Source organism: Oryzihumus leptocrescens (genome assembly GCF_006716205.1).
GTDB classification, from domain to species: domain Bacteria; phylum Actinomycetota; class Actinomycetes; order Actinomycetales; family Dermatophilaceae; genus Oryzihumus; species Oryzihumus leptocrescens.
The window spans coordinates 2,322,950-2,336,447 of record NZ_VFOQ01000001.1 but is presented as its reverse complement, the minus strand read 5'-3'; the positions used below and the strand labels follow the sequence as shown (position 1 = coordinate 2,336,447).

General features: G+C 73.6%; 11 protein-coding genes. All 11 read left to right on the top strand.

Annotated features, from left to right (window positions below; translation table 11 throughout):
- Position 1: 1 nt before the first annotated feature.
- The 11 genes from FB474_RS10990 (at position 2) to argH (ending at position 13,441) form a co-directional block, all read left to right on the top strand.
- Positions 2–1,093 (top strand): sensor histidine kinase, encoded by a 1,092-nt coding sequence (locus tag FB474_RS10990; RefSeq protein ID WP_221632513.1) that lies wholly within the window; start codon positions 2–4, stop codon positions 1,091–1,093.
- A 98-nt stretch (positions 1,094–1,191) separates the two neighbouring features.
- Positions 1,192–2,286, top strand: coding sequence for a phenylalanine--tRNA ligase subunit alpha (gene pheS, locus FB474_RS10985; protein ID WP_141788674.1), 1,095 nt, complete (start codon positions 1,192–1,194; stop codon positions 2,284–2,286).
- Complete coding sequence (gene pheT, locus FB474_RS10980; protein ID WP_141788673.1) at positions 2,286–4,832, top strand: phenylalanine--tRNA ligase subunit beta; 2,547 nt, start codon at positions 2,286–2,288, stop codon at positions 4,830–4,832. The genes pheS and pheT overlap by 1 nt, the downstream gene beginning before the upstream one ends.
- Positions 4,833–4,932: 100 nt before the next feature.
- A complete protein-coding gene (gene argC / locus FB474_RS10975) occupies positions 4,933–5,976 on the top strand; it encodes an N-acetyl-gamma-glutamyl-phosphate reductase (RefSeq protein WP_141788672.1) in 1,044 nt (347 codons plus the stop codon).
- Positions 5,973–7,124, top strand: coding sequence for a bifunctional glutamate N-acetyltransferase/amino-acid acetyltransferase ArgJ (gene argJ, locus FB474_RS10970; protein ID WP_141788671.1), 1,152 nt, complete (start codon positions 5,973–5,975; stop codon positions 7,122–7,124). The genes argC and argJ overlap by 4 nt, the downstream gene beginning before the upstream one ends.
- Positions 7,121–8,050, top strand: a complete 930-nt coding sequence (gene argB, locus FB474_RS10965) for an acetylglutamate kinase (RefSeq protein ID WP_141788670.1) — start codon at positions 7,121–7,123, stop codon at positions 8,048–8,050. Before argJ ends, argB begins: the two co-directional genes overlap by 4 nt.
- Positions 8,047–9,243 (top strand): acetylornithine transaminase, encoded by a 1,197-nt coding sequence (locus FB474_RS10960; protein ID WP_141788669.1) that lies wholly within the window; start codon positions 8,047–8,049, stop codon positions 9,241–9,243. The genes argB and FB474_RS10960 overlap by 4 nt, the downstream gene beginning before the upstream one ends.
- Entirely contained in the window at positions 9,243–10,199 is a 957-nt protein-coding gene (argF, locus tag FB474_RS10955) for an ornithine carbamoyltransferase (protein WP_141788668.1), read from the top strand. The genes FB474_RS10960 and argF overlap by 1 nt, the downstream gene beginning before the upstream one ends.
- The gene (locus FB474_RS10950) at positions 10,196–10,696 is read left to right on the top strand and encodes an arginine repressor (protein WP_141788667.1); all 501 of its coding nucleotides are present in this window, start codon (positions 10,196–10,198) and stop codon (positions 10,694–10,696) included. The genes argF and FB474_RS10950 overlap by 4 nt, the downstream gene beginning before the upstream one ends.
- 98 nt (positions 10,697–10,794) lie before the next feature.
- A complete protein-coding gene (locus FB474_RS10945) occupies positions 10,795–12,000 on the top strand; it encodes an argininosuccinate synthase (protein ID WP_141788666.1) in 1,206 nt (401 codons plus the stop codon).
- Positions 11,993–13,441, top strand: coding sequence for an argininosuccinate lyase (gene argH / locus FB474_RS10940; protein ID WP_141788665.1), 1,449 nt, complete (start codon positions 11,993–11,995; stop codon positions 13,439–13,441). The genes FB474_RS10945 and argH overlap by 8 nt, the downstream gene beginning before the upstream one ends.
- The last annotated feature ends 57 nt before the right edge of the window (positions 13,442–13,498 follow it).

The window sequence follows — 13,498 nt, the reverse complement described above, 5'->3', positions numbered from 1 at the left end:
CATGGGGACCGAGGCACGTCCGTCAGAGGACCAGGCGGTCACGTGGGACGACCGGATCGGGGATGTGCTCCCGGACGGTGTGGTCGTCGCGGACGCCGAGGCCACCGTGGTCTACGTCAACCGCCGGGCCGCGGCCATCCTCGGCCAGGACATCGCCGACATGCTCGGCCAGGACGTCCGCAAGGTGCTGCCGCTGCAGGACTCCGACGCACGGTCCTGGTGGACCTGCACCGACCCGTGGAACGGGCTGAACATCCGCACCGGCCACCGCGAACGCCTCCTCATCCTCCAGGGCGGCCACGAGGTCCTCGTGACCGCCCGCTACGTGCGTCCCGGGCGCAACCAGCCGGTCACCGAGGTCGTCCTGTCGCTGCGTGACGCGGAGTCCCGGCGCCGGGCCGAGGCCAGCAACGCCGCCCTCATCTCCACCGTCGCCCACGAGCTGCGCTCGCCCCTGACCTCGGTCAAGGGCTTCTCCTCCACCCTGCTGCACCGGTGGGAGCGCTTCACCGACGACCAGAAGCGGCTGATGCTGCAGACGATCGAGGCGGACGCCGACCGGGTCACCCGGCTGATCACCGAGCTGCTCGACATCTCCCGCATCGACGCCGGCCGCCTGCAGGTGCGCCGCCAGCCGGTCGACGTGACCGCCGTCGTCAAGCGGCACATCGAGCGGTTCGTGGCCAGCGGCCACGACCGGGAGCGGTTCGTCCTCGAGGCCGCGCCGGACCTGCCCGAGACCTGGGCCGACCCCGACCGCCTGGACCAGATCCTCGCCAACCTGATGGAGAACGCCGTGCGCCACGGCGACGGGACCGTCAGCCTGAGTGTCATGCCGACCACGCAGAACGGCAGCGAAGCCATCGCCGTGACGGTGAGCGACCAGGGCGAGGGCATCGCCCCCGAGAACTACTCCCTGGTGTTCACCCGGTTCTGGCACGGCTCCCGCCGGGGTGGCACCGGCCTGGGCCTCTACGTCGTGCGCGGGCTGGTGGAGGCCCACGGCGGCCAGATCAGCGTCGGCGCCGCCCGCTCCGGTGGCGCCCAGTTCCGATTTACCCTGCCCTCGGGCGCCCCGGAACACCTCGTCTGACCGGCCCACGTGGCCCATAGACTGCCGAGCGGCAGTCGTCCCACCGCTTGTCCCCGTCGGCGGCTGCACGCCGCACGCGACCTCATGAAGTGAAAGCGATGTCTGGACCCAACACGCAGTACGACCCCGTCGAGGTGAGCACCCTGGACCCCTCCGCGATCGACGCCGCGGTGCAGGAGGCCCTCGCCGCCATCGCCGCCGCCACCAGCCTGGAGGAGCTCAAGGCCGCCCGCCTGGCCCACCAGGGCGACAAGAGCCCGCTGGCGCTGGCCAACCGCGAGATCGGCGCCCTGCCCCCCACCGCCAAGGCTGAGGCCGGCAAGCGGGTCGGCCAGGCCCGCGGCCAGGTCGCCCAGGCCGTGGCCCAGAGGCAGGGCGAGCTCGAGGCCGAGCGGGACGCCCGGCTGCTCGTGGAGGAGACCGTCGACGTCACCGCCCCGGTGGCCCGGCGCCGAAGCGGCTCCCGGCATCCGCTGGAGCTGACCTCCGAGCGCCTCGCCGACGTCTTCGTCGCCATGGGCTGGGAGGTCGCCGAGGGCCCCGAGGTCGAGTCGGAGTGGTTCAACTTCGACGCGCTCAACCTTGGCCCCGACCACCCGGCCCGCCAGATGCAGGACACCTTCTTCGTCGACCGGCCCGACTCGGGCCTGGTGCTGCGCACGCAGACCTCGCCGGTCCAGGTGCGCACGCTGCTCGAACGTGAGCTGCCGGTCTACGTCGTCTGCCCCGGCAAGGTGTTCCGCACCGACGAGCTCGACGCCACCCACACCCCGGTGTTCCACCAGCTCGAGGGCCTGGCCGTCGACGAGGGGCTGACCATGGCCCACCTGCGCGGCACGCTGGAGCACTTCGTCCAGGCGATGTTCGGTGAGGACATCGAGACCCGGCTGCGACCGGCATACTTCCCGTTCACCGAGCCCAGCGCCGAGCTGGACTTCCGCTGCTTCGTCTGCGGCGGCAAGGACCCCGAGTGCCGCACCTGTGGCGGCACCGGCTGGATCGAGCTCGGCGGCTGCGGCATGGTCAACCGGGCCGTGCTCGTCGCCTGCGGGGTGGACCCCGACCGCTACAGCGGGTTCGCCTTCGGCATGGGCATCGAGCGGACGCTGATGTTCCGCCACGGCGTCGCCGACATGCACGACATCGTCGAGGGCGATGTGCGCTTCAACCACCAGTTCGGGATGGAGATCTGATGCGGGCGCCCGTTTCGTGGCTGCGCGAGCTCGTCGACGTGGCACCGGAGGCGACCGGCCGTGACATCGCGGCCAGCCTGGTCAGGGTCGGCCTCGAGGAGGAGGGCCTGCACGGTGGCGACATCACCGGCCCGCTCGTGGTCGGCCGCGTCCTGGAGCTGGCCGAGGAGCCGCAGAAGAACGGCAAGGTCATCCGCTGGTGCCAGGTCGACGTCGGCGAGCACGGCCAGCGGCTGACCGAGGGCACGGCGCAGGGCATCGTCTGCGGCGCCCACAACTTCGCCGTCGGCGACCTCGTCGTCGTCGTGCTGCCCGGGGCCGTCCTGCCCGGTGACTTCGCCATCGCCGCGCGCAAGACCTACGGCCACGTCAGCAACGGCATGATCTGCTCCGCCGCCGAGCTCGGCCTGGGGGATGACCACGCCGGCATCATCGTGCTGCAGGAGTGGTTCGCCGAGGACCCCGAGCTGCTGGCCTCGCTGCAGCCCGGCGACGACGCGATCGCCCTGCTCGGCCTGGCCGACGAGGTCGTCGAGGTCAACGTCACGCCCGACCGCGGCTACTGCTTCAGCATGCGCGGGATCGCCCGGGAGTACTCCCACGCCACCGGCGGCACCTTCCGCGACCCGGCCGACCTCGCGGCCCCGGCCGCGAACGACGGCGGGTATGCCGTGCAGCTCGCCGATGGTGCGCCGCTCGGCGGCCGGGTCGGCTGCGACCGCTACGTCGCCCGGGTGGTCCGCGGCATCGACACCACCCGCCCGTCGCCGCGGTGGATGCAGAAGAGGCTCACCCAGATGGGGATGCGCCCGATCTCCCTGGCCGTCGACGTCACCAACTACGTGATGCTCGCGCTCGGCCAGCCGCTGCACGCCTTCGACCTCGACACGCTCAGCGGCAGCATCGTCGTGCGCCGTGCCCGCGAGGGGGAGAAGCTCACCACCCTCGACGACGTCGAGCGCGAGCTGTCCCCGGAGGACCTGCTCATCACCGACGGCGGGCAGAGCCCGCTGGCCATCGCCGGCGTCATGGGCGGGGCCACCTCGGAGGTCGGCGCCATGACGAGCACGGTGCTCATCGAGTCCGCGCACTTCGACCCGACGACCGTGGCACGCTCGTCGCGGCGGCACCGCCTGGTCACCGAGGCGTCCAAGCGCTTCGAGCGTGGCGTTGACCCCGACGTGACCGCGGTCGCCGCCCAGCTCGCGGTCGACCTGCTCGTCCAGCTCGGCGGGGGCACCGCGGACGACGGCGTCACCGACGTCGACGACCGCACCCCGCGCGGCCGGGTCCCGCTGGACGCCGACCTGCCCACGCGCCTCGTCGGGCTGGAGCTGCCCCGCGAGGAGGTCGTGGCCACGCTGCGCGCCATCGGCTGCGACGTGGAGGACATCGGCGACGGGCCGCTGTCCCTGCTGCCGCCGTCGTGGCGCCCCGACCTGCACAATGGACCGGACTTCGTCGAGGAGGTCATCCGGATCCACGGCTACGACCAGGTGCCGGCGGTGCTGCCCCGGCCCAGCGCGGGCCTGGGGCTGAGTCACGGCCAGCGGGCCCGCCGCGTCGTCGCCGACGCCCTGGCCCACCACGGCCTGGACGAGGTGCTGACCTACCCGTTCGTCGGCGCCGGCGTCCACGACGCGATGGGCCTGCCGGCCGACGACCCGCGGCGCACGATGCTGCGGGTGGCCAACCCGCTCTCGGAGGAGGCGCCGTTCCTGCGCACCTCGGTGCTGTCCACCCTGCTCGAGGCGCTGCGCCGCAACGTCTCCCGGGGCCAGCGCGACGTCGCCGTGTTCGAGCTGGGGCTCGTCACCCGGCCCGAGGCCGGCACGGTCTCCGCCCCGGTGCCCGGCACCGACGCGCGCCCCGACGCGGAGACCCTCGCGCGGATCGAGGCGGCCGTCCCGGCGCAGCCCCGGCGCGTGGCGCTCGCGCTGGCCGGTGAGGCCGAGCGTGGTGGCTGGTGGGGCCCGGGCCGCCCGGCCGACTGGTCCGACGCGGTGACCGCCGCCCGGGCCGTCGCGGACGCCCTCGGGATCGAGCTGCACGTCACCGCCGACGACCACGCCCCGTGGCACCCCGGGCGCTGCGCCCGGCTGAGCCTGGCCGACGGCACCCTCGTGGGCCACGCCGGCGAGCTGCACCCCAAGGCGGTCGCGGCCCTGGAGCTGCCCGCGCGCACCTGCGCCGCCGAGATGGACGTCGACGTGCTCTCCGCCGCGAGCGAGGGCAACGTGCAGGCCACCCCGCTGTCGACCTACCCGGTCGCGCACAGCGACGTCGCGCTCACGGTCGAGGACGCCGTCCCCGCCGGCGAGGTCGAGGCGGTCATCCGTGAGGCAGCCGGGGAGCTGCTGGAGTCGGTGTGGCTCTTCGACGTCTACCGCGGCGAGCAGGTGGGGGAGGGGCACCGGTCGCTGGCCTACCGGATGTTCTTCCGCGCCCCCGACCGCACGCTGACCACCGAGGAGGTCAACGCCCTGCGGGACCGGGCCATCGCCCGCGCCGCCGAGCGCCTCGGCGCCGTCCAGCGTGGCGCCTGAGCAGGGCCCCCACGCCCGGGGTGCGCACCTGCCGGGCGCGCCCCGGGCGGGCGACGCCCGCGCATGCATAGAACCATGGTGGTGTGTATAGTCATGCGGCATGGTGACGGCAGCGGTGGCAGGCGCGAGCGGCTATGCCGGTGGCGAGATCGTCAGGCTTCTCCTGGCGCATCCCGCGATCGAGGTCGGCGCGCTCACCGCTGCGTCCAACGCCGGCTCCCGGCTCGGTGAGGTCCACCCGCACCTGACGCCGCTGGCCGACCGGGTGCTCGTCGAGACCTCGGCGCAGACCCTCGCCGGCCACGACGTGGTCTTCCTCGCCCTCCCGCACGGCGCCTCCGCCGCCCTGGCCGCGCAGCTGCCCGACGAGGTCGTCGTCATCGACTGCGGCGCCGACTTCCGGCTCGGCGACGCGCAGGCGTGGGCGCAGTTCTACGGCAGCGAGCACGCCGGCACCTGGCCTTACGGCCTGCCCGAGCTGGCCGACCGTGACGGGGCGCGGCACCGCGAGGCGCTGGCCGGCGCGCGGCGGGTCGCCGTCCCCGGCTGCTACCCGACCGCGTGCAGCCTCGCCCTGGCCCCCGGCTACGTGGCCGGGTTGCTCGAGCCGGAGGACGTCGTCATCGTGGCCGCCAGCGGCACCTCCGGGGCGGGCAAGGGGCTCAAGGCGCACCTGCTCGGCGCCGAGGTCATGGGCTCCATGTCGCCCTACGGCGTCGGCGGCGTGCACCGGCACACCCCGGAGGTCGAGCAGAACCTCTCCCGCGCCGCCGGGGCCGCGGTCACCGTCTCGTTCACCCCCACCCTGGCCCCCATGCCGCGGGGCATCCTCGCCACCGCGACCGCCAAGGCGGCCCCCGGGGCCACCGCGGCGTCCGTGCGCGAGGCGTGGCACACGGCATACGCGGACGAGCCGTTCGTGCACCTGCTGCCCGAGGGCCAGTGGCCGCGGACCGCGGACGTGCTCGGCAGCAACTGCGTGCACGTGCAGGTCGCCCTCGACGAGCGGGCCGGGCGCGTCGTCGCTGTCGCCGCCGTCGACAACCTGACCAAGGGCACCGCCGGCGCCGCCGTGCAGTGCGCCAACCTCGCCCTCGGCCTGCCGGAGACCACCGGCCTTCCCCTCACCGGAGTCGCCCCGTGAGCATCACCGTCCCCCAGGGCTTCCGCGCGAGTGGCGTCGTCGCCGGGCTCAAGGCCAGCGGGCGGCCCGACGTGGCCGTCGTCGTCAACGACGGGCCGCGCCACGACGCCGCCGCCGTGTTCACGAGCAACCGGGTGGTCGCCGCCCCGGTGACGTGGACCCGGCAGGTGCTCACCGACGGGCGGGTCGACGCCGTGGTGCTCAACTCGGGCGGGGCCAACGCCTGCACGGGGCCGCAGGGGTTCGCCGACACCCACGTGAGCGCCGAGCACCTCGCTGCCGCCCTGGGCGTCTCCGCCAGCGACGTCGCGGTCTGCTCCACCGGCCTGATCGGCGAGCTGCTGCCGATGGACAGGCTCACCGCCGGCATCGACGCCGGTGTGGCTGCACTGGCCGGCGACGGGGGCGAGGCGGCCGCCACCGCGATCATGACCACCGACACGGTGAGCAAGCAGGCCGTCGCCGCTGGGGACGGGTGGCTGGTCGGCGGCATGGCCAAGGGCGCGGGGATGCTCGCCCCGGCACTGGCCACCATGCTCGTCGTGGCGACCACCGACGCGGTGGCCGACCCTGCCACCCTCGACGCCGCGCTGCGGGACGCGACCGCGCAGACGTTCGACCGGGTCGACTCCGACGGGTGCATGTCCACCAACGACACGGTGCTGCTGCTGGCCTCCGGCGCCTCAGGGGTCACCCCGACGGTGGGCGAGCTCACCGACGCGGTCACCGCCGTGTGCGCCGACCTGGCCCGGCAGCTGGTCGCCGACGCCGAGGGCGCCAGGCACGACATCGCCGTCGAGGTGCGCTCGGCCGCCAGCCTCGCGGACGCGCTCGAGGTGGCCCGCGCGGTGGCCCGCAACAACCTGTTCAAGTGCGCGGTCTTCGGCGGCGACCCCAACTGGGGCCGGGTCCTGGCCGCCGTCGGCACCACCGCGGCCGCGTTCGAGCCCGACCAGCTCGACGTGTCGATCAACGGTGTCCAGGTCTGCCGCGCCGGCGGGGTGGGGCAGGACCGCTCCCTGGTCGACCTGTCCGACCGGGAGGTGCACGTGGTCGTCGACCTGCACGCCGGCGCCGAGACCGCCACGGTCTGGACCAACGACCTCACCCACGACTACGTCCACGAGAACTCGGCCTACAGCACATGAGCACCACCACCCTGCGCGGCACCATCGACACCGACGCCCTGTCCCGCGCCGCCGGCAAGGCCCAGACGCTCGTCGAGGCCCTGCCCTGGCTCGAGCAGTTCCGCGGCGCGCTCGTGGTCATCAAGTACGGCGGCAACGCCATGCTCGACGAGGAGCTCAAGGCCGCCTTCGCCCAGGACATCGTCTTCCTGCGGTATGCCGGGCTGCGCCCCGTCGTCGTGCACGGCGGCGGTCCGCAGATCGCCAGCATGCTCGGTCGGCTCGGGCTGCCCAGCGAGTTCCGGGGAGGCCTGCGGGTCACCACCCCGGAGGTCATGGACGTGGTGCGCATGGTCCTCACCGGCCAGGTGGGGCGCGAGCTCGTCGGCCTGATCAACCGGCACGGCCCGCTCGCGGTCGGCCTCTCCGGGGAGGACGGCGCACTGTTCGGGGCCCGCCGCCGCCCGGCCACGGTCAACGGCGAGCCGGTCGACGTCGGCCTGGTCGGCGACGTCGAGACGGTCAACCCCACCGCCGTCACCGACCTGCTCGAGGCCGGCCGCATCCCCGTCGTCTCCACCATCGCCCCCGACCTCGACGAGGACGGGCAGGTGCTCAACGTCAACGCCGACACCGCCGCGGCCGCGCTCGCGGTGGCGCTGCGCGCCCACAAGCTCGTCGTGCTCACCGACGTCGAGGGCATCTACGCCAGCTGGCCCGACCGCGACTCGCTGCTGTCGAGCCTGGCGGTCAGCGACGCCGACGAGCTGCTCGGCAGGGTCGACGCGGGCATGGTGCCCAAGCTCGAGGCGTGCATCCGGGCCGTGCGCCAGGGCGTGCCGCAGGCCCACGTCATCGACGGCCGGCAGCCGCACTCGCTGCTGCTGGAGGTCTTCACAAGCGAGGGAATCGGGACCATGGTCGTCCCGGATGGAGCGGACTCATGAGCGGCACCACCGTCAAGGACTGGCTCGAGCGCTACGACCACGCGCTGCTCGGCGTCTTCGGGCAGCCGCGCACGGTGCTGGCCCGGGGTGAGGGCGCCGTCGTCGAGGACGTCGAGGGCACCCGCTACCTCGACCTGCTCGGCGGCATCGCGGTCAACAGTTTGGGCCACGGGCACCCGGCCCTCGTGCGCGCCGTCGCGGAGCAGGCTGCCTCGCTGGTCCACGTCTCCAACTTCTTCACCACCCCGGGTCAGGTCCAGCTCGCCGAGCGCCTGCTCGCCCTCGCCGGCGCCCCCGACGGCTCGGCGGTCTTCTTCGCCAACTCCGGCACCGAGGCGCTCGAGGCGGCGGTCAAGCTGAGCCGGCGCACCGGCCGGACCCGGATCATCGCGGCGGAGGGCGCCTTCCACGGCCGCACGACCGGCGCGCTGGCGCTGACGCACAAGCCGGCCTACCGCGAGCCGTTCGAGCCGCTCATCCCCGAGGTCGTCCACGTCCCCTGGAACGACCAGGACGCGCTGCGCGCGGCCGTCACGGCCGACGTCGCCGCCGTGGTCCTCGAGCCCATCCAGGGCGAGGCGGGCGTGCGGCCCGCGGACCCGGCATACCTGCAGCTGGCCCGCGAGCTGACCACCGCCCACGGGGCGCTGCTCGTCCTCGACGAGGTGCAGACCGGGGTCGCCCGGACCGGCAGCTGGTTCGCCTTCCAGCAGGCCGGGGTCACCCCCGATGCCATGACCCTGGCCAAGGGCCTGGGCGGCGGGGTGCCGATCGGTGCGCTGGTGACCTTCGGCCCCGAGGTCACCGGGCTGCTCACCGCCGGGCAGCACGGCACCACCTTCGGCGGCAACCCGCTGGCGGTGGCCGCCGGCCTCGCCGTCCTCGACACCATCGAGGCGGAAGGCCTGGTCGAGCACGCGCGCGTCGCCGGTGACCATGTCGCCGCAGCCGTCCTCGCCCTGGGGCACCCGCTCGTGGCCGAGGTCCGCGGCGCCGGCCTGCTGCGCGCCGTCCAGCTCACCGCTGACGTGGCGCCCCAGGTCGCCGACCGGGCGCTCGCCGCCGGCTTCATCGTCAACGCGGTCACGCCCAGCGCGCTGCGCCTGGCCCCGCCGCTGGTCGTCACGACCGAGCAGCTCGACACCTTCGTGGCCGCCCTGCCCGCCCTCCTCGACGGACTGGAGACCCCCTGATGCCCCGCCACTTCCTGCGCGACGACGACCTCAGCGCGGCCGAGCAGGCCGGCGTGATCGACCGGGCCATCGCCCTCAAGGCACGCCCGTTCAGCGAGCCCGTCCTGGCCGGCCCCCGCGCCGTCGCGGTCATCTTCGACAAGCCCTCGACCCGCACCCGGGTGTCGTTCTCGGTGGGCGTGGCCCAGCTCGGCGGCTACCCGCTGGTCATCGACGCCGCCTCCAGCCAGCTCGGCCGGGGCGAGCCGATCGAGGACACCACGCGGGTGCTCGAGCGCCAGGCCGCGGCCATCGTGTGGCGCACCTTCGGACAGGAGCGGATCGAGGCGATGGCCTCGGTGAGCACCGTGCCGGTCGTCAACGCCCTCACCGACGAGTTCCACCCCTGCCAGATCCTGGCCGACCTCATGACGGTCAAGGAGCACAAGGGTCGCCTCGCCGGCCTGACCCTGGCCTACGTCGGGGACGCGGCCAACAACATGGCCCACTCCTACCTGCTCGGCGGGGCGCTCGCGGGCCTGCACGTGCGCGTCGCCGGGCCCGCCTCGCACCAGCCCGACCCGGCCGTGGTCGAGCGGGCGAAGCAGGTCGCCGCCGAGCAGGGCGGGTCGGTCCTCGTCACGACCGATGCGGCAGAGGCGTTCGCCGAGGCCGACGTCCTCGCCACCGACACCTGGGTGTCCATGGGGCAGGAGGCCGAGAAGGCGGCGCGCTCCGGCGCGGACAACCCGTTCGCGCCGTTCAGCCTCGACGACACCGCCCTCGCCCAGGCGGCCCCCGACGCCATCGTGCTGCACTGCCTCCCGGCCTACCGTGGCCTGGAGATCAGCGCCTCGGTCATCGACGGCCCGCAGTCGGTCGTCTGGGACGAGGCCGAGAACCGGCTGCACGCGCAGAAGGCACTGCTGTGCTTCCTGCTCGAGGCCTCCATGCCGGTGCGGGAGCTGACGGCATGATCGCCCACACCCGCGCCGCCCGGCACCAGCGGATCGTGGAGATCCTGGGCCGGCACAACATCCGCTCCCAGGGTGAGCTGCTGACCCACCTTGCCCAGGACGGCCTCGAGGTCACCCAGGCGACGCTGTCGCGGGACCTGGTCGAGCTCGGCGCCGTCAAGGTCCGCCAGGGCCGGACCCTGGTGTATGCCGTGCCGGGGGAGGGCGGCGACCGCACCCCCCGCGCGGCCGAGGCCACCGACGCCGTCAACGCCCGGCTCAAGCGGCTCTGCGAGGAGCTGCTCGTCACCGCCGAGGCCTCGGCCAACCTGGTAGTGGTGCGCACCCCGCCGGGGGCGGCGCAGTACCTCGCCTCGGCCATCGACCACGCCGACGAGGCGGCCATCATCGGCACCATCGCCGGTGACGACACGATCCTGGTCATCACCGCCGGCCCCGAGGACGGCCCGGCCGTGGCTGGGCGCCTGTTGTCCCTGGCCGGCACGCGGGAGGATTGAGCGTTGCGGCGCCTCGCCTGACCGCCACCGGGCCCCGGATCGGGGCCACCCGACATACCTGTTGCACGACAAGACATCTGAGCACTGAGGAGCACCCCGTGACCGACCGCGTTGTCCTTGCCTACTCCGGAGGCCTCGACACCTCCGTCGCCATCGGCTGGATCGCCGACGCCACCCAGGCCGAGGTCGTGGCCGTGGCCGTCGACGTGGGTCAGGGCGGGGAGGACCTCGAGGTCATCCGCCAGCGCGCCCTGGACTGCGGCGCCGTGGAGGCCTACGTGGCCGACGCCCGCGACGAGTTCGCCGACGAGTACTGCCTGCCCGCGCTGCAGGCCAACGCCCTCTACATGGACCGCTACCCGCTGGTGTCGGCGCTGTCCCGCCCGGTGATCGTCAAGCACCTGGTCGCCGCCGCGAAGCAGCACGGCGCCACCACGGTCGCGCACGGCTGCACCGGCAAGGGCAACGACCAGGTCCGCTTCGAGGTGGGCATCTCCGGCCTCGCCCCCGGCCTGAAGTGCATCGCCCCGGTGCGTGACCTCGCGCTGACCCGCGACAAGGCGATCGACTACGCCGAGAAGCACAACCTGCCGATCGAGACGACCAAGAAGAACCCGTACTCCATCGACCAGAACGTGTTCGGTCGCGCGGTGGAGACCGGCTTCCTCGAGGACATCTGGAACGCCCCGATCGAGGACCTGTACTCCTACACCAAGGACCCCTCGCGCCAGCACGACAAGGACGAGGTCGTCATCACCTTCGAGGCCGGCGTGCCGGTCGCCATCGACGGCGAGAAGGTCACCGTCCTGCAGGCCATCCAGAAGCTCAACGAGCGCGCGGGCAACGCCGGCATCGGCCGCCTCGACATGGTCGAGGACCGCCTCGTCGGCATCAAGAGCCGCGAGGTCTACGAGGCGCCGGGCGCCATCGCGCTGATCACCGCGCACCAGGAGCTCGAGAACGTCACGCTCGAGCGCGAGCTCGGCCGCTACAAGCGCGGCGTCGAGCAGAAGTGGGGCGAGCTCACCTACGACGGCCTGTGGTTCAGCCCGCTCAAGCGCTCGCTGGACGCGTTCATCGCCTCCACCCAGGAGCACGTCAGCGGCGACATCCGGATGACGCTGCACGGCGGCCGCGCAGTCGTCACCGGCCGTCGCTCGGACACCAGCCTGTACGACTACAACCTCGCCACCTACGACGAGGGCGACACCTTCGACCAGTCGCTGGCCAAGGGCTTCATCGAGATCCACGGGCTGTCGAGCAAGATCGCCTCGGGTCGCGACCAGCGCCTCGGCCATGCCTGAGCCGGTGCCCGCGACGCCGTCGACAGGCGACCGGCTCAGCCTGTGGGGCGGCCGGTTCGCCGGCGGCCCGGCCGACGCCCTGGCCGCCCTGTCGAAGTCCACCCACTTCGACTGGCGCCTGGCGCCCTATGACATCGCCGGATCCCGGGCCCACGCCCGGGTGCTGGCCAAGGCCGGGCTGCTCGACGAGCCGACGCTCGCCGCGATGCTCGAGGCGCTGGACCGGCTAGAGGCGGACGTGCGCTCGGGGGAGTTCGCCCCGGCCGAGGCCGACGAGGACGTGCACACGGCGCTGGAGCGCGGCCTGATCGAGCGCGCGGGGGCCGACGTCGGCGGCCGGCTGCGCGCGGGGCGGTCCCGCAACGACCAGGTCGCCACGCTGTTCCGGATGTACCTGCGGGACCACGCCCGGACCTGCGCCAACCTCGTGCTCGACGTGGTCGACGCCTTGGTCGCCCAGTCCGCCGAGCACCTCGGCGTGGCGATGCCCGGCCGCACCCACCTGCAGCACGCCCAGCCGGTCCTGCTGGCGCACCACCTGCTGGCCCACGCCTGGGCCCTGCTGCGCAACGTCGACCGCTGGCAGGACTGGGACCGCCGGACGGCGCTGTCGCCGTACGGCTCGGGGGCCCTCGCCGGCAGCTCGCTCGGGCTCGACCCCGACGCGGTGGCGGCCGACCTCGGCTTCACCGCCGCGGTGGAGAACTCCATCGACGGTACGGCGAGCCGGGACTTCGTCGCCGAGTTCGCCTTCGTCTCGGCGATGGCCGCGGTCGACATCTCCCGGCTGGCCGAGGAGGTCGTCCTGTGGGCGACGAAGGAGTTCTCCTTCATCACCCTCGACGACGCCTACTCCACCGGGTCGAGCATCATGCCGCAGAAGAAGAACCCGGACGTGGCCGAGCTGGCCCGTGGCAAGGCCGGCCGGCTGGTCGGCGACCTCGCCGGGCTGCTCACCACGCTGAAGTCGCTGCCGCTGGCCTACAACCGGGACCTGCAGGAGGACAAGGAGCCGGTGTTCGACGCGGTCGACACGCTCGAGGTCCTGCTGCCCGCGTTCGCCGGCATGGTCGCCACGATGCGCTTCAACACCGAGCGGCTGGAGTCCCTTGCGCCGCAGGGGTTCTCCCTGGCCACCGACGTCGCCGAGTGGCTGGTCCGCCAGGGCGTGCCGTTCCGCGTGGCCCACGAGGTCGCGGGGGAGTGCGTGCGGGCGTGCGAGCTGCGCGGGATCGAGCTGTGGGACCTCTCCGACGCCGACCTGCAGGCGATCTCGCCGCACCTGACCGCGGACGTGCGCAGCGTCCTGTCGGTCGAGGGCTCACTCGCCTCCCGCGACGCCAAGGGCGGCACCGCCCCGGCCCGCGTGGCCGAGCAGCTCGAGCTCGTCCGCTCCCGCGTCGCGCAGGCGCGGGCAGCCCTCGGGGCCACCACCGCCTGACGACACCGGCCTGACCCGCCGGACACACCAGACGGCCCGAACCCGCCTCCCGCGAGG